The following is a 17,838-nucleotide window of genomic DNA, read 5'->3' on the forward strand; positions in this document are numbered from 1 at the left end:
GTGTTACAGCGGCCAGTTTTTTTTCCATGCTTCCAGCATTTCGTGCGGTAACTTTTCCAGGCGCACGGATTCAGCACCCTGCCAGCGGGCAAAACGCAAAACAGCCAGACGAAGGTCATCCAGCAGTCTCTGCGTAATCTTCACGCCTTTCTCCAGCCAGAACTGTTTAACCAGCAGCGTTTTTTCTTTACGTAACATTTTTGCATCCAGTCGTCCTTTCAGCTCGCCCCTGTGCAGCACAGGCAGGACAAAGTAGCCGTACTGGCGTCTCTGCTCCGGCGTGTAACATTCCAGCCGGTAATCAAAAGCAAACAGTTCCCGCAGACGTCTGCGATCCCAGACCAGTGGGTCGAAGGGAGAAAGTAGCGTGCTGTGAGTAGCAACGGGCATCACCTCCAGTTCCGATATCAGAGATTGATGCAGATAACATTGCCCCAGCGTTTCAACATTAACCGGAACAACCTCCCCTGATATCACCCACTCAGCCAGCAGTTCCTTTACAGGTGCCTGCTTTAACCGGTAATAATCAGCCAGCCAGGCGGGACGAAAAACCCCGAGGCTCCTTGCACTGTTACGCAGCATCTGCCGCACGGCCTCCGTTTCATTAACGGCATCACGCGCATCATCCCAGTCCGGCATGACGTTCTGGCGCAGATCGTAGACGCGATGGAAATTCCTGCGCTCCCTTACCATTAACTCACCTGCACTGAACAAATTTTCCAGATGCCGCTTGTGCGGTTTCCATGCCCACCAGCCTGGCTTATTTCCACCGGGCGCAGCAAAATCTGCCGATCTTACCGGTCCATTTTTTGCGATATACCCCAGTAACTCGCTGATTTCATGCTGCCAGGTTGCCATCCATTCGTGGTCATATTTCCAGTCAGGATATTGTGGATTCAGCATACGGTGGCGAAACAGCGCATAGTCCATGATGGGAATAAAACAGGCTTCATGCGCCCAGTACTCAAACAGCTGACCTGCCGCCAGAGCGTCTTCCAGCCAGCGCTGAGGGTAATCACCCAGTCTGCTGAACAGCACAATATAAGGACTACGAGCGACCACATGGATGGTATCAATCTGCAATAAAGACATTCGGTCAATAGCATTGAGGAGATCATCAAACTGCGCTTTTTTCCGGGCAGGACGCAGTAGCCCCTGAGCTGCTAGCTGAAGATGACGAGCATGACGGAGTGAGAGGGAAACAACAGGCATAGTGCACCTTCAGAAAAAAGATGCATTAAGTTTAACGGGTTTATTTGAGGCGTAAAAACTATCTGCTCCGCAGCGCCATAATCCTCTCCAGCAGGGCACGGCTTTCAGATACCGGCAACTGTGCGTCAACCGGCAGATACCACCAGTTAGTCGCAGCACAGGAACGAAGTTTCACCGCATCTTTTTCTGTCATCAGCAGCACCTGGTCCTCCGTCACCAGCGAAGCCAACTGCGCCTGAGAATAGTCATGATGGTCGGCAAACGGCAGCTCCTTAACAGGTATCAGCCCCTGCTGTCGCAGTGTGGCAAAAAAACGCGGAGGATGACCAATGCCCGCCATCGCTACGACATTTTTCAGCGCGTGTAATGGACAAATCTCACCGCTTTGCAGATTCACAGCGTTGCCCGGCACCAACTGCATTGGCAGTTCACCTGGCTGAGGTGTTCCGCCATTAGTAATAATGGCATCCACGCTTTGCAGACGTGAGGCACGTTCACGCATCGGTCCTGCCGGCAACCACCAGCCATTGCCAAATCGCCGCTGGCCATCCACCACCACAATTTCGAAATCCCGTGCCAGCGCATAGTGCTGTAAGCCATCGTCAGTGATGATCACATCAATTTCACCACTCTCCAACAATGCCTGCACCGCATCCTTTCTCCGTGGTGAAACAGCGACGGCAGCACCGGTGCGCTGATAAATCAGTACAGGCTCATCACCGGCCTCGCGGGTGGAAGTCTGCGCGTCCAGTAACAGGGGATAGCGTGCAGCCTTACCGCCGTAACCCCTGGACACCACACCGGGACGCAAACCCCGCTGTTGCAGCGCCTGTACCAGCCAGATAACCACAGGCGTCTTACCATTGCCGCCTGCGGTCAGGTTACCCACCACCACCACCGGGACCGGTGCCCGCCATGAGCTGCGCCATCCCGACGAATAACTGAGACGGATCAGATTAGCAATCAGCCCGTACAACCAGCTAAATGGCAGCAATAACCGCCAGAGACCTGAGCGACCACTCCACAATTTCTCAATCATTGCCAAATTGCATTTTGTGCAGCTGGGCATAAGCGCCTCTCTGCGCCAGTAGCTCAGCATGGCTGCCGCGTTCAACGATATGGCCGTCCTCAACCACAACAATCTCGTCTGCATTCTCAATAGTAGAAAGACGATGGGCAATGACCAGAGAGGTTCGGTTCTTTTGCAGTTCATCCAGCGCGGCCTGGATTGCCCGCTCTGATTCAGTATCCAGCGCCGATGTCGCTTCATCCAGAATCAGGATTGGGCAGTCACGCAGCAATGCGCGCGCAATAGCAATACGTTGACGTTGACCACCTGACAGTAACACGCCATTTTCACCAATAACGGTGTCCAGCCCATTATCCATTTTTTGGATAAAGTCCATGGCATGAGCCATCACCGCTGCTTTCTCAATGTCTTCGCGGCTGTAGTGCTCCGCACGGGCGTAAGCAATGTTATTGGCAACGGTGTCATTAAACAGATGGACATTCTGCGAAACCAGCGCCACCTGATTTCGCAGTGAACTGAGGGTGTATTCGCGCAGGTCGTGCCCGTCCATCAAAATTTCACCCTGCTGAATATCGTAAAAACGGGTCATCAGGCTGGCAATAGTCGATTTTCCTGAACCCGAACGCCCCACCAGCGCCACCGTTTTGCCTTCAGGAATAGACAGGCTGATATTATGCAACGCTGGCACATCACGGCCAGGATAGGTAAAGGTGACATTGCGAAATTCCACATCACCTTTTGCTCGCTCAATCACCCGGCTGCCTGTGTCTGTTTCCTGCTCACTGTCCAGAATAGAAAACAACGTCTGACAGGCTGCCATACCGCGCTGGAATTGAGCATTTACGTTGGTCAGGGATTTAAGTGGACGCATCAGAGCAATCATTGATGAGAAAACTACGGTAATAGTACCGGCGGTTAATGTCTGCATCACGCTGGGGAAACTGGCCGCATACAACACAAATGCCAGAGCCAGTGAAGCAATAAGCTGGATGATAGGGTCAGAAATGGAGGATGCAGAAACCAGTTTCATGCCTTGCTGGCGCATGCGGTTGCTGACCCGATTAAAACGCTCGCTTTCAATTTTCTGACCACCGAAGATCAGCACCTCTTTGTGACCTTTCAGCATCTGCTCAGCGCTGGTGGTTACCTGCCCCATCGTATTTTGCATATTTTTGCTGATATTACGAAAGCGCTTCGAGACATACCGTATGGCGAAAGAGACAACCGGTGCCAGCACAATCAGAATGAGTGATAACTGCCAGCTGTAGTAAAACATCATGATAAACAGGCCGGCGATCGATGCCCCTTCACGAACCACCGTCACCAGTGCACTGGAAGAAGACGAAGCAACCTGCTCAGAATCATAGGTGATGCGCGAAAGCAGTGTTCCGGTGGACTGCTGATCGAAAAAGGCTACCGGCATGCCCATCATGTGGCTGAAAAGACGGCGGCGCATAGCCATCACCACGTTTCCGGAAACCCACGAGATACAATAGCTTGAAATATAGCTTGTTACACCACGTACCAGCATCAGCCCGATCACTGCAAGTGGCATCCACAGCAGCACAGACGAGTTTGCCTTACCAAAACCATCATCCAGCAGCGGCTTAAGCAATGACATCATTAATACATCACCCGCTGCGTTTATCACCAGAGCCACGGAAGATACGATTATCCCTGTCTTAAATGGCTTAATCATCGGCCAGAGACGGCGGAATGTCTGCCAGGTGGAGAGGTCTTTATCCTGATGCATTATTTAACCAGTTCAATTGAAATAGCCGCTCATTCTACCTGGAATAACGTGGTACGCCAAACCACTGATGATACCAACGGGGCAATATTTGCTCTCTTAAACCAGACACCCGCCAGTAATTGGAGAAAAATTGTACGCTAATCTGTCCATCCCTCGCGGTATCAAACCAGCGATAGTGATTATCGTAATAGCGTTTAATAATTCGTTCAGATGGTAATTTCCACGCACTGTAACGAGCCGCTGAAGCCAGCGCCACCTCGCCTGCCACCGATCTCAAAAATGGCGGCGAAGATGAGGTTCCACTTCCATGGTGAGGGACCTGCAACACTTCGGCTTTCAGACTGCTGCGATAGCGACTGACCATTTTCAGTTCTGCCGGTGATTCAATATCGCCAGTCAACAACACGCGCCACTTTCCATCGCTCACAGCGATAACACAGGATTGATTGTTACCAGACTCTGTGGTGCCTCGTTCTGGCCAGATTACATCGAATGTCAACGACTGCCATTGCCACGTTACGCCACGATGGCAGGGCAAATGCCCTTCCCTGCCCGTTTCACTACGTAACAAAGCGTGTGGAAAAACCACCTGCAAACTTTCCAGACCACCGGTGTGATCAAGATGGTTATGGCTGTGGATAATCTGCTCAACCTCAAGCCCCTGCCAGCTGAGCCACGGCAGAATCTGTCGTGTGGCAGCATCGCCCCCTTCCCAACGATTTCCGGTATCATAAACAACCGCTTTGCCATCACGGGAGATCACCACTGACAGACCATGGCCGATATCCAGCATATCAAGCCGCCATTCAGGTACGCGAAGAGCAGAGCGCCAGAGAAAAATAGCCAGACACAGGCTCCATATTGTTACCGGAGAACTTTTCCACCATCCCAGACGCACAATCAAGACCAGTAACCAGGCCAGTGTACTGAACCAGAGCACCGGATGACTTACCTTTAACCAGCCACCAGGCAAGGCGGCCAGAGGAACAAAAACCCATTCAAGGCTTCTGTCGACCAGCCACCATAACAATTGGCTGACGGGAGTGAATGCATTACTTATCACGGCACAAAGGATTAACGGCACGGTAATAAAAGTGACCAGCGGCACCGCCCAGATATTAGCAACAAGCGCACTGAGACTGATTCCGTGAAAAATCACTATTTGTAATGGCATTAATAAAAGAAACATACCCAGCTGTAAATGGAAGAGCTGTAATGGCAACCAGCGTTTTTTCTTCATGAAACGTCTGGCAAGTGGAAACCATTGATACCAGAACAGCAGCCCGGCAACCGCTGTCGCTGACAACCACAAACTGTCAGAAAGGACACTTAGCGGATCAACGAACAAAATTGTGCCAAGACAAACTCGCCATACCTGCCAGTTACTACAACACATGCCCCATAACCGCAAAATACTCCATATGCCCAACGCCAGCATGGCACGCACAGCGGGTAAACTGCCTCCTGAAAGCCAGCTATACGCCACAGCCACTGCCAGGCCAGAGATCAATGGAAAGCGGTAGCCAATCCATTGAGCAGGCAATAAGAACTGGCTGAGACGGGCCAGCAACCAGCCGAAACTGGCGGCCAGACTGATGTGCATTCCTGAAATCGCCATCAAATGCGCCGTACCCGTCTCTCGCAATAATTGATTTACTTCAACACTGACGTCATGTCGGTCGCCAAAAGCCAGTGCAGAAATTATTGCCCGCCAGGGCAGGCTGGCATAATTTTGCTGGCTGCGTTCGATAATCTGCTGACGCCAACTGCATTCTTTTTTAACAGGTTGCAAAGCAAGCACCTTTCCTGTCAGAGGTGCACTGTTGGCTGAAACATATTTCTGAGAATCAAAACCGCCTTCATTCAGGTTGGCATGCACAGCTTTAAGCCTCAGCTTCATATTCCAGCGCTGACCGATACAAAATGAGGGGCTTTTCTCTGGCATTTTAACGCTGGCATAAACTGGTGGAAAAACCAGTCTGTCTGCCACACGAAGAATACGGATTTTTATCCGCTCAGATTGCAGCTGTTCGATTTGTATAAGGGCCTGCTGCGGACTGACAGTCAGGTTTTTTGTTTGTTGTAGCAATGTCCTTGCTGGCGAGATTGCCCAGAGAAACAGCAGCAGCACTATGGCTGTTTCCTGACATGCCTTAATTCGGCTACTGCTAAGAAGTAAAGCGCTCGCCGTAATAAACGGGTCATATCTCTCCACCGGCAGGTTGGGAAGAAAGCAGAGAGGCAGCGTAGCGATGATTGTCCACATCGCCAGTCGGCTGAGACTGTAGGGCATCACAAACACTCCTGTTTTTCATTAAACAGAGTGTGCGATATTTATCCTTCAGAGACAGCCGGATGATATTGCTCTCCAGAGAGCGCTCGCAAAAAGATTGATCCATGAAACAGAAAAAAACTTATTTATGCGTATCGGGTCCAGATTTGCCTCTCACCAGCGTTATCACTGTTGAAATACTTCAGAACTCGATAGCAGGCAAAAAAAAAACGACACCGGAGTGTCGTTTTTTGCTCGTAATGCGAAAGCTTTAGCCGTAAATATTTGCGCGATCACGCAGCTCTTTACCTGGTTTAAAGTGGGGAACATACTTTCCTTCCAGTTCCACTTTGTCACCCGTTTTAGGGTTACGACCGGTGCGGGGCGCACGGTAGTGCAAAGAAAAGCTGCCGAAACCCCGGATTTCGATGCGTTCGCCCTGCGCCAAAGTGGTCGCCATGTGCTCCAGCATCTCTTTAACCGCATCCTCAACGACTTTCGCCGGAATATGAGAGTGCTGTCCAGCAAGTCTTTCAATCAGTTCTGACTTGGTCATGAATCCTCCGGTTAATTCCTGATGGAAAAAGCTCTGACAGTAACGACTGTTTCAGGGCAGCTAACACTGCCCTGATGCAAGCGCAATTACTCGCCTTTCGCTGCTTTAAATGCTTCAGCCATAGCGTTAGAGAAATTACCGTCTTCCTGTTTAGTGTTAACAGTATTGATAGCTTCTTTCTCGTCAGCTTCGTCTTTTGCACGGACGGACAGGCTCACAACGCGGTTTTTACGGTCAACGCCGGTGAATTTAGCTTCAACGTCGTCACCCACATTCAGAACCAGAGTTGCATCTTCAACGCGGTCACGTGAAGCTTCAGAAGCACGCAGATAACCTTCAACGCCGTCAGCCAGTTCAACTGTAGCACCTTTAGCATCAACTGCGGTTACTTTACCGTTAACGATAGCACCTTTCTTATTCAGAGAGATGTAGTTGTTAAACGGATCTTCTGCCAGCTGCTTAACGCCCAGTGAAATACGCTCACGTTCTGCGTCTACCTGCAAGACAACGGCTGCAATTTCGTCGCCTTTCTTGTATTCACGAACCGCTTCTTCTCCGGTAGCGTTCCAGGAGATATCAGACAGGTGAACCAGACCATCGATGCCACCGTCCAGGCCGATGAAGATACCGAAGTCAGTGATTGACTTGATTTTACCTTCAACACGGTCGCCCTTGTTGTGGGTTTCAGCAAACTGCTGCCATGGGTTGGATTTGCACTGCTTCAGACCCAGGGAGATACGACGACGTTCTTCGTCGATATCCAGAACCATAACTTCAACAACATCGCCAACGTTAACAACTTTAGACGGATGAATGTTTTTGTTAGTCCAGTCCATTTCAGATACGTGTACCAGACCTTCAACGCCTTCTTCAATTTCAACGAAGCAGCCGTAATCAGTCAGATTCGTCACACGACCAGTCAGTCTGGTACCCTCAGGGTAACGCTTAGCAATAGCCACCCATGGATCTTCGCCCAGCTGTTTCAGGCCCAGAGAAACACGGGTACGTTCGCGGTCGAATTTCAGCACTTTTACAGTGATTTCGTCGCCAACGTTCACGATTTCGCTTGGGTGTTTAACGCGTTTCCACGCCATGTCAGTGATGTGCAGCAAGCCATCAACGCCACCCAGATCAACGAATGCACCGTAGTCAGTAAGGTTTTTAACGATACCTTTAACTTCCATGCCTTCCTGGAGGTTTTCCAGCAGCTGATCGCGCTCTGCGCTGTTTTCGGATTCGATAACCGCACGACGTGAAACCACCACGTTGTTACGTTTCTGATCCAGCTTGATTACTTTGAATTCAAGCTCTTTGCCTTCAAGGTGCAGAGTGTCACGCACCGGACGCACATCAACCAGTGAACCTGGCAGGAACGCACGAATACCGTTCAGCTCAACAGTGAAGCCGCCCTTGACTTTGCCGTTGATAACGCCAGTAACAGTTTCAGCATCTTCGTACGCTTTTTCCAGCGTGATCCAAGCTTCATGACGTTTAGCTTTCTCACGGGACAGCAGAGTTTCACCGAAGCCGTCTTCAACTGCATCCAGCGCTACGTCAACTTCGTCGCCAACCTGGATTTCCAGTTCGCCAGCCGCGTTTTTGAACTGCTCTGCCGGGATGGCAGATTCAGACTTCAGACCCGCATCAACCAGAACGACGTCTTTGTCGATAGCGACAACAACACCACGAACAATGGAACCCGGACGGGTTTCGATTTCTTTCAGGGACTCTTCAAAGAGTTGAGCAAAAGATTCAGTCATATTGATAATCTTATGATTCTTCAATTTAACGTCCACCTGACATCCTGCCGGGTGGGGTTGTTTCACATGCCCCATGACGTCCATGTCACAGGGTTAAAAATTCTTACTGCGCCAGACCAAGCTTGTTACGGGCGTAATTGAGCGTGGTTTCAATAACCTGCTCAACGGACATACTGGTTGAATCCAATATCAGCGCATCACTTGCCGGGCGCAGTGGTGCGACGGCGCGGTTACGGTCACGCTCATCGCGCTCTTTTATCTCGGATAAAAGGCGTTCAAAGTTAACACTAAAGCCCTTCTCCTGCAACTGCCGCATACGACGATGGGCGCGTTCCTCAGAGCTGGCATCAAGAAAAACTTTTACCGGCGCGTCAGGAAAAACCACCGTACCCATATCCCGACCATCAGCAATCAGACCCGGCAAATCGCGAAACGCTCTTTGACGACGCAGTAGTGCCTCCCGGACGCGAGGAAATGCAGCAACTTTTGAGGCAGTATTACTGACATCCTGTGTGCGAATTTCACCTGATACATTTTCGCCCTCCAGGATCACTTCCATCTCACCATCCGTCGAGACAAAGCGAACGTCCAGGTGAGCAGCAATAGGTACCAATGCCTCTTCTGAAGTGATATCAACCTGATGGTGTAAAGCCGCCAGCGCCAGAACGCGGTAAATTGCGCCTGAGTCAAGCAGGTGCCATTGTAATGCCTCAGCTATTGCTCTGCATAAGGTCCCTTTACCAGCACCGCTGGGGCCATCAATGGTGATCACCGGGGCTAAAGCCGTCATGTCATTCTCCTGTCGCTGAGGATGTCTGATTAGCCTGCTCAGACAAATATCGAGGCGCATTATACGCTGCAACAGCCACAATCGTTACCCTTTAAGCATAGACACAGTTAAATTAATCGGTTTTTCAGAGCAGTTGGAGGGACACATTTAATTGAGAAGAGAAAGTCATTCAGCACGCCACCGCGCGATTGTGCAGTGGCGTAGTTCAGGACATTCAGGCCATTTTGCTTAAGCCAGCCAGTCGCTCAAAGTAATCAGGAAAGGTTTTTGCGGTGCATTTTGGATCTAAGATCGTGACCGGCGTGGAAGAAAGCGCAACCAGTGAAAAACACATTGCCATGCGGTGATCGTTGTACGTGCCAATCTCTGCACTATGAAGCGTTTGGGGTGGCGTTATACGAATATAATCGTGTCCCTCTTCAACTTCTGCACCCACTTTTCGCAGTTCGGTTGCCATCGCAGCGAGACGATCGGTTTCCTTAACCCGCCAGTTATAAATATTGCGCATTATGGTGGTGCCTTCAGCGAACAACGCGGTGGTGGCAATGGTCATGGCGGCATCAGGAATATGGTTCATATCCAGATCGATGCCGTGAAGTTCTCCCCGCGTGCAGGCGATATAATCATCACCCCATTCTATGCTGGCCCCCATTTTCTCCAGCACGTCTGCAAAGCGAATGTCCCCTTGCATGCTGTTGCGCCCAATGCCCGTGACTTTTACCGTACCGCCTTTGATTGCCGCCGCCGCAAGGAAATAAGATGCAGATGACGCATCCCCTTCAACCAGATATTCGTCCGGAGAAAGATATTGCTGATTTCCTGCAACATGGAACTCCTGGTAATTTTGGTTGCTGACCGTTACTCCGAAGCTCTTCATCAGGTTAAGGGTAATGTCGATGTAAGGTTTTGAAACTAAATCGCCCTTAATCACAATATTTGTATCGTTCGGGGCCAATGGCGCTGCCATCAATAAAGCTGTCAGAAACTGACTGGATACGCTGCCATCGACCGAAACCTCACCGCCAGTAAAACCTCCATGAATACGCAGCGGCGGGTAATCCTGCATTTCCAGGTAATCTACTTTTGCTCCGCCCTGACGCAATGCATCAACAAGATGTCCAATCGGCCGCTCTTTCATTCTCGGCTCGCCGGTCAGAACAAGATCATTATCGCCAAGGCACAAGGCAGCAGTGAGCGGACGCATTGCCGTACCGGCATTGCCTAAAAAAAGTTCAAGTGGTTTGTCCGCATGCAGCGAACCGCCCTGACCAATTACTTCACATACCGTGCGATTAGCAGATAGCGTAAAGCTGACACCTAACGCCTGCAATGCGTTAAGCATGTAACGCACATCATCACTGTCCAGGAGATTGGTAAGGCGGGTGGTGCCTTTTGCCAGTGCTGCCAGTAACAGAGCACGGTTAGAAACGCTTTTGGAACCAGGCAAATTGACAGTGCCCTCAACCAGAGCAACAGGTTGTAACGTCAGGGATTCCTGCATGTATTACTTATTCTCCAAATAAAATGCACTTAAACCCCGCAAGGCTGTGAGGTTTACGTTTTTTCAGGTTACAGCTTACATTTAACCATGACGACGCTCAAAATCGACCATAAAATCGGTCAGCGCCTGCACACCTTCCAGCGGCATAGCGTTATAGACAGAAGCGCGCATACCACCCACAACACGGTGACCTTTAAGCGCATGCAATCCTGCTGCAAGAGACTCTTCCAAAAAAACCTTATCCAAAGCTGAATCTGCAAGTTGGAAAGGCACATTCATCCGCGATCGGTTCGGGCTTGCCACATCATTGCGGTAAAAATCACTCTGGTCGATAACGCCGTAAAGCAGATCTGCTTTCGCCTGATTACGTTTATCCAGCTCAGCCACACCACCTTGCTGTTTCAGCCACTTGAATACCAGACCAGAGAGATACCAGGCAAAAGTCGGAGGTGTATTAAACATCGAATCGTTATCGCTCAGCACCTGATAATCAAGGATCGAGGGTAATGATTTAGTGGCCTGTCCGAGTAAGTCTTCACGCACCACCACCAGAGTCAGACCGGCAGGACCAATGTTCTTCTGTGCGCCAGCATAAATTACACCATAGCGATTGATATCAATAGGTTGAGAAAGTATGGTTGATGACAAATCAGCCACTACCACTTTGTCACCAAAATCAGGCTCTTCGTGAATAGCAATACCATCGATTGTCTCGTTGGGACAATAATGAACATATGCGGCATCATCTGACAGTGCCCACTGACTCATTGGGGTAATGGCACGCAGACCATCCACTGTGGTTTTAGCATCAATAACATTTGGTTTGCAGTATTTGGATGCTTCTTTAATTGCGCTGTGCGCCCAGTAACCACCATCAACATAGTCCGCTGATGAGCGGCCACCTAAAAGATTCATGGGAACAGCTGCAAATTGCGCACGGGCCCCGCCATGACAGAACAATACTTTGTAGTTTTCCGGAATTTTGAGTAAATCGCGAAAATCTTTCTCTGCTTCTTCCGCAACATGAATGAACTCTTTACTACGGTGGCTAATCTCCATTACCGACGTTCCAAGCCCCTGCCAGTTGCAGAGTTCATGTTCAGCGCGTCTTAATACTTCCACCGGCAGCATGGCCGGTCCGGAGCTAAAATTGAAAACCTGACTCATTTCCCCTCACCACCTTCATATCAATCGTTTTTGATTCTGCTATCGGTTTTATCACTGCCAACAAGGAGCTGCAATGTTTAATCCGGTAAGCCGACCAGTTCTTCGTGCTGTTACGCAACACGTTGTAAAGCTATGCATGACCTTAGCGATATTTTGTGAGGCTGCTCCAGTAAGACAAATCAGTCCCATACTCAATGACAGGAAAACTGCCAGAATAACGGTAATCAACTTCTCAGCCGCATAGCGCATCAGGCTTAAACCCCGTATTATTGCGCGCTTTCGATACATATCAAACGAGTGGGCACTATGACGCAAACGTATATCCCAGGCAAAGATGCCGCGTTGGAAGACTCCATCGCACGCTTTCAGCAAAAACTACAGGATTTGGGCTTTCATATAGAAGAAGCGTCCTGGCTAAACCCGGTTCCTAATGTCTGGTCGGTTCATATTCGCGATCGCGACTGCCCGCTGTGTTTCACCAACGGTAAAGGAGCCAGTAAAAAAGCTGCGCTTGCCTCAGCACTGGGAGAATATTTCGAACGCCTGTCAACCAACTACTTTTTCGCTGATTTCTGGCTGGGTAAATCCGTTGCCAGTAGTGACTTTGTTCACTACCCGAATGAAAAATGGTTCCCTTTGCCAGACGATAACACCGTGCCGCAAGGTATTCTTGATACAGCCCTCAGAGCATTTTACGATCCCGAGCAGGAACTTAGGGCCAGCGATCTGATTGACTTGCAATCGGGCAATACAGAGCGTGGCATCTGTGCCCTGCCGTTCACCCGTCAGTCCGATCAACAAGTCGTCTATATTCCGATGAATATCATCGGTAACCTGTATGTATCTAACGGCATGTCTGCCGGCAACACGCGCAATGAAGCACGCGTTCAGGGATTATCTGAAGTTTTTGAGCGCTATATCAAAAACCGTATTATTGCTGAGTCCATCAGCCTGCCGTCAATTCCCGATGAAGTGCTGAACCGTTATCCTGCCGTTATCGAAGCCATTACCAGACTGGAAAAAGAAGGTTTCCCAATCCTTTCTTACGATGCCTCACTCGGCGGTAAATACCCGGTTATTTGCGTGGTGTTGTTCAACCCGGCTAATGGAACCTGCTTTGCTTCTTTCGGCGCTCACCCGGATTTTGGCGTCGCTCTCGAGCGCACCGTGACAGAATTATTGCAGGGGCGCAGTCTGAAAGATCTGGATGTATTTACCCCACCAACTTTTGATGATGAAGAAGTGGCGGAGCATGCCAATCTGGAAACCCACTTTATCGATTCGAGCGGGCTGATCTCGTGGGACTTGTTTAAGGATGATGCTGACTATCCATTTGTAGACTGGAGCTTTAAAGGAAGTACGGAAGAAGAATTCGCAACTTTAATGGCAATTTTCCGTACAGAAGAGCATGAGGTTTATATTGCGGATTATCAACATCTGGACGTTTATGCCTGCCGCATTATCGTGCCGGGCATGTCAGATATTTATCCGGTCGATGATTTGCTGCTGGCAAATAACAATATGGGGGCATATCTGCGTGAAACCTTGCTTTCTCTGCCCGAGAGTTGCTGGGAAAAAGAAGATTATCTGGCGCTGATTGAGCGTCTGGATGAAGATGGTCACGATGATTTTACCCGCGTGCGTGAACTCCTCGGCCTGGCTACGGGTAAAGATAACGGCTGGTACACTCTGCGCATTGGTGAACTTAAAGCTATGCTGGCACTGGCCGGTGGGGATATTGATCAGGCATTGATCTGGACCGAGTGGACCATAGAGTTTAACGCTTCTGTTTTCACTCCAGCCCGGGCTAACTACTACCGTTGTCTCCAGACGTTACTCCAGTTAAGTCAGGAAGACGAAAGAGAGCCCTTAAAGTATCATCACGCCTTTGTACGTATGTATGGCGATGAAGCGGTTGAAGCCGCCTCAGCAGCGCTCAGCGGTGAAGCACCATTTTATGGCTTGCAGGCGATTGATGAGCAGCTTTTAGCACTCCCGGCACATCAGTCTTTATTGGCCGCTTACGAAAAACTTCAGCAAGCTAAGCGCCAAAACTGGCAATAATAAGTATTCAGGTGGCCTGTAATAAATTAAACAGTCCACCTGCTATTTCAGCGCCACTTGATAATTTATTTTTCCAAACATATTAATTGAGTTCTTCTGAAATAAGATCCACTAATATGAAAAAATAACAATTCATTTATATTCACCTCTAATTTTTTACATTATTTTTTGTCAAATTCAGAGCACCTCAACTTTTTTTAAGTGGATTAAAAAATTTTTTATTCATATTTATCATAAAGTTAACACGAAAAACCACAACAAAAACAGGGTGTTAAATATTTCCGGATTTGCGTTATATGATCTGAATCAATTTCTAACCTATACTCCTTTGCTAGTATTTTAGCGTTGATTAATTCAGGGAGTAGTTAGTGTGAAAGCTGGCAACCCGTTCGATTTACTTTTACCGTCTGAAATGGCTAAGGTCGCTGAAGAAGCCGGTGTATATAAAGCGACAAAACGACCCTTCACGACTTTTTTCCTGGCTATTACTGCCGGGGTTTTTATTTCCATCGCTTTTGTTTTTTACATCACCGCCACTACCGGTACTGAAGGTGTTCCCTATGGACTGGCTAAGTTAGTCGGCGGAATATGCTTCTCACTTGGATTAATGTTAGTGGTGGTTTGCGGGGCCGATCTGTTCACCTCGACCGTGTTGACTATGGTAGCAAAAGCCAGTGGTCGCATCTCATGGGGTCAACTCAGCCGCAACTGGCTCAACGTTTATATTGGTAATTTCTTCGGCGCGATCTTTTTTGTCGGGCTGATCTGGTTTGCTGGCCAGTATATGGCGGCAAATGGTGCATGGGGGTTAAATGTTCTGCAAACGGCTGACCATAAAATGCACCATACTTTTATCGAAGCAATCTGTCTTGGCACTCTGGCGAATCTGATGGTTTGTATGGCCGTATGGATGAGCTATTCCGGTCGAAGTCTGACTGACAAGATGTTAGCAATGGTCCTGCCAGTAGCCATGTTTGTCGCCAGTGGATTTGAGCACAGCATCGCAAACATGTTTCTTATCCCAATGGCTATCGTAATCAAAGATTTCGCCTCACCTGAGTTCTGGCAGGCTACCGGCACCACTGCGGCTCATTTTTCCAGCCTGACAGTCCGTAACTTTGTGATGGACAATCTCATCCCGGTCACTATTGGCAATATTATTGGTGGTGGATTGCTGGTAGGTCTGACGTACTGGGTCATTTATCTGCGTGACGGCGATCACCACTGAAAAAGACAGATTTGGCATCCGTCGCCTGCCTGTTAACGGTGGCGGAAACGCAGGAACTCAATGTAATTAAGGTAGGTTCAAATGAGCGAGCAAAATGAAAAACAGGCTGCTGCCTGGGCAGGCTTTGCACAAGGTGAATGGCAGAACAGCGTAAACGTTCGTGACTTTATTCAGAAGAACTACACTCCCTATGAAGGCGATGAAGCCTTTCTGAGTGGCGCTACTGAAGCAACGACTGCGCTGTGGGATCAGGTAATGGAAGGCATTAAGCTGGAGAACCGCACCCATGCACCTGTTGATTTCGATACCGACCTTGCAGCCACTATCACCTCTCATGATGCGGGCTATATTAACAAAAAGCTGGAAACTATCGTCGGGTTGCAGACTGAAGCCCCTCTGAAACGCGCATTGATACCGTTTGGCGGCATCAAAATGGTTGAAGGTTCTTGTAAAGTCTATGGTCGTGAGCTGGATCCTGGCCTGAAAAAAATCTTCACTGAATACCGTAAAACTCATAATCAGGGTGTGTTTGATGTTTACACGCCTGATATTCTGCGCTGCCGTAAATCAGGCGTGTTGACCGGTCTGCCAGATGCCTATGGCCGTGGCCGTATCATCGGGGATTACCGTCGTGTCGCACTTTACGGTATCGACTTCCTGATGAAAGACAAATTTGCTCAATTCACTTCATTACAAGGCGACATGGAAAATGGTGTGAATCTGGAATCGACCATTCGCCTGCGTGAAGAAATTGCTGACCAGCATCATGCTTTACAGCAGATTAAAGAGATGGCAGCAAAATACGGTTGTGATATCTCTGCGCCAGCAGCAACCGCTCAGGAAGCAGTGCAATGGACCTATTTTGGTTATCTCGCGGCGGTTAAGTCACAGAATGGCGCAGCGATGTCCTTTGGACGCGTCTCCACCTTCCTTGACGTTTATATAGAGCGAGACCTCAAAGCAGGTAAAATCACAGAGCAGCAGGCGCAGGAATTAATTGACCATCTGGTGATGAAACTGCGTATGGTGCGTTTTCTGCGTACTCCGGAATATGACGAGCTGTTCTCTGGTGACCCCATCTGGGCAACGGAGTCCCTCGCCGGAATGGGTGTTGATGGCCGCACTCTGGTAACTAAAAACAGCTTCCGCTTCCTTAACACGCTTTACACCATGGGCCCGTCCCCTGAACCCAATATGACTATTCTGTGGTCTGAAAAACTGCCACAGAACTTCAAAAAATATGCCGCAAAAGTCTCAATTGACACCTCATCTGTTCAGTATGAAAACGATGATTTGATGCGCCCTGACTTCAATAACGATGACTATGCAATTGCATGCTGCGTCAGTCCAATGATTGTCGGTAAGCAGATGCAGTTCTTCGGTGCCCGTGCCAACCTCGCCAAAACCATGCTGTATGCTATCAATGGCGGCGTGGATGAAAAACTGAAAATGCAGGTGGGTCCGAAAGAAGCACCGATGATGGATGAAGTGCTGGACTATGACAAAGTAATGGATCGCATGGATCACTTTATGGACTGGCTGGCGAAACAGTACGTCACCGCTCTGAACATCATCCACTATATGCACGACAAGTACAGCTATGAAGCTTCGCTGATGGCACTTCACGATCGAGATGTCTATCGCACCATGGCCTGCGGTATAGCCGGACTGTCAGTTGCGGCAGATTCTCTTTCAGCGATTAAGTATGCAAAAGTTTCCACCATCCGCGATGAAGATGGTCTGGCCATCGACTTTAAAATCGAAGGGGAATATCCACAGTTTGGTAATAACGATGCCCGCGTAGATGATATTGCCTGCGATTTGGTTGAACGTTTCATGAAGAAAATTCAGAAACTGCAAACTTATCGTAACGCGGTACCAACCCAGTCTGTCCTGACCATTACATCTAACGTGGTGTATGGTAAGAAAACAGGTAACACGCCGGATGGACGTCGGGCGGGTGCACCGTTCGGGCCTGGAGCTAATCCAATGCATGGTCGCGATCAAAAAGGTGCTGTTGCCTCATTAACTTCCGTCGCTAAACTGCCATTTGCCTATGCGAAAGATGGTATCTCCTATACCTTCTCTATCGTGCCAAATGCGTTAGGTAAAGATGATGACGTGCGCAAAACTAACCTTGCAGGTCTTATGGATGGCTATTTCCATCATGAAGCCAGCATTGAAGGCGGTCAGCATCTGAACGTAAACGTGATGAACCGTGAAATGCTGTTGGATGCCATGGATAATCCTGAGAAATATCCTCAGTTGACTATTCGCGTTTCTGGTTATGCTGTTCGTTTTAACTCGTTAACCAAAGAGCAGCAGAAGGATGTCATTACCCGCACCTTCACTAAGACTATGTAAACGCTGTTTGATCTGAGTTCAAAAGGCTCCTTACAGGAGCCTTTTTTCCAGTCTCGTTTGTCAGCACTCTGAATCACCTCCAGGTTGCTGACAAAACAGACTTAACGCAGCTTAAGACTGCGTATCTGCCACCCGGCGGAT

At 49.1% G+C, this 17,838-nt stretch carries 11 protein-coding genes and 1 pseudogene; 3 read left to right on the forward strand and 9 right to left on the reverse strand.

Annotation, left to right across the window (positions count from 1 at the left end; genetic code table 11):
- Positions 1-3: 3 nt before the first annotated feature.
- The 9 genes and pseudogenes from BG55_RS19630 to serC form a co-directional block, all read right to left on the reverse strand.
- The gene (locus tag BG55_RS19630; RefSeq protein ID WP_034941157.1) at positions 4-1,212 is read right to left on the reverse strand and encodes a winged helix-turn-helix domain-containing protein; all 1,209 of its coding nucleotides are present in this window, start codon (positions 1,210-1,212) and stop codon (positions 4-6) included.
- 58 nt (positions 1,213-1,270) lie between these two features.
- Positions 1,271-2,251 (reverse strand): tetraacyldisaccharide 4'-kinase, encoded by a 981-nt coding sequence (lpxK, locus tag BG55_RS19635; RefSeq protein WP_034941159.1) that lies wholly within the window; start codon positions 2,249-2,251, stop codon positions 1,271-1,273.
- On the reverse strand, positions 2,244-3,995 hold the full coding sequence (msbA, locus tag BG55_RS19640) for a lipid A ABC transporter ATP-binding protein/permease MsbA (protein ID WP_034941162.1): 1,752 nt from the start codon (positions 3,993-3,995) through the stop codon (positions 2,244-2,246). The genes lpxK and msbA overlap by 8 nt, the downstream gene beginning before the upstream one ends.
- Before the next feature lie 34 nt (positions 3,996-4,029).
- Positions 4,030-6,288: a ComEC family protein gene (locus tag BG55_RS19645; RefSeq protein ID WP_034941164.1), complete on the reverse strand. Its 2,259-nt coding sequence runs from the start codon at positions 6,286-6,288 to the stop codon at positions 4,030-4,032.
- A 250-nt stretch (positions 6,289-6,538) separates the two neighbouring features.
- Positions 6,539-6,826: pseudogene (ihfB, locus tag BG55_RS19650) on the reverse strand (integration host factor subunit beta); the annotation flags it as partial.
- Between the two features lie 83 nt (positions 6,827-6,909).
- The gene (rpsA, locus tag BG55_RS19655) at positions 6,910-8,583 is read right to left on the reverse strand and encodes a 30S ribosomal protein S1 (RefSeq protein ID WP_034941354.1); all 1,674 of its coding nucleotides are present in this window, start codon (positions 8,581-8,583) and stop codon (positions 6,910-6,912) included.
- 103 nt (positions 8,584-8,686) lie between these two features.
- Entirely contained in the window at positions 8,687-9,373 is a 687-nt protein-coding gene (gene cmk / locus BG55_RS19660) for a (d)CMP kinase (protein ID WP_034941166.1), read from the reverse strand.
- Positions 9,374-9,587: 214 nt separating this feature from the next.
- The gene (gene aroA, locus BG55_RS19665; RefSeq protein WP_034941170.1) at positions 9,588-10,874 is read right to left on the reverse strand and encodes a 3-phosphoshikimate 1-carboxyvinyltransferase; all 1,287 of its coding nucleotides are present in this window, start codon (positions 10,872-10,874) and stop codon (positions 9,588-9,590) included.
- 81 nt (positions 10,875-10,955) lie between these two features.
- The gene (gene serC / locus BG55_RS19670; protein WP_034941172.1) at positions 10,956-12,041 is read right to left on the reverse strand and encodes a 3-phosphoserine/phosphohydroxythreonine transaminase; all 1,086 of its coding nucleotides are present in this window, start codon (positions 12,039-12,041) and stop codon (positions 10,956-10,958) included.
- Positions 12,042-12,347: 306 nt separating this feature from the next.
- Between serC and ycaO the strand changes: the two genes are divergently transcribed.
- The 3 genes from ycaO to pflB all read left to right on the forward strand — a co-directional run bounded on the left by ycaO (position 12,348) and on the right by pflB (position 17,697).
- Positions 12,348-14,105 carry a 30S ribosomal protein S12 methylthiotransferase accessory factor YcaO gene (ycaO, locus tag BG55_RS19675; protein WP_034941176.1) on the forward strand — a complete coding sequence of 586 codons (1,758 nt, stop codon included), beginning with the start codon at positions 12,348-12,350 and terminating at the stop codon, positions 14,103-14,105.
- Positions 14,106-14,475: 370 nt separating this feature from the next.
- Positions 14,476-15,333, forward strand: coding sequence for a formate transporter FocA (focA, locus tag BG55_RS19680; protein WP_034941178.1), 858 nt, complete (start codon positions 14,476-14,478; stop codon positions 15,331-15,333).
- 81 nt (positions 15,334-15,414) lie between these two features.
- Positions 15,415-17,697 (forward strand): formate C-acetyltransferase, encoded by a 2,283-nt coding sequence (pflB, locus tag BG55_RS19685; RefSeq protein ID WP_034941179.1) that lies wholly within the window; start codon positions 15,415-15,417, stop codon positions 17,695-17,697.
- Positions 17,698-17,838 lie beyond the last annotated feature (141 nt).

Origin of the sequence: Erwinia mallotivora (assembly GCF_000590885.1) — a bacterium.
Classification (GTDB): domain Bacteria; phylum Pseudomonadota; class Gammaproteobacteria; order Enterobacterales; family Enterobacteriaceae; genus Erwinia; species Erwinia mallotivora.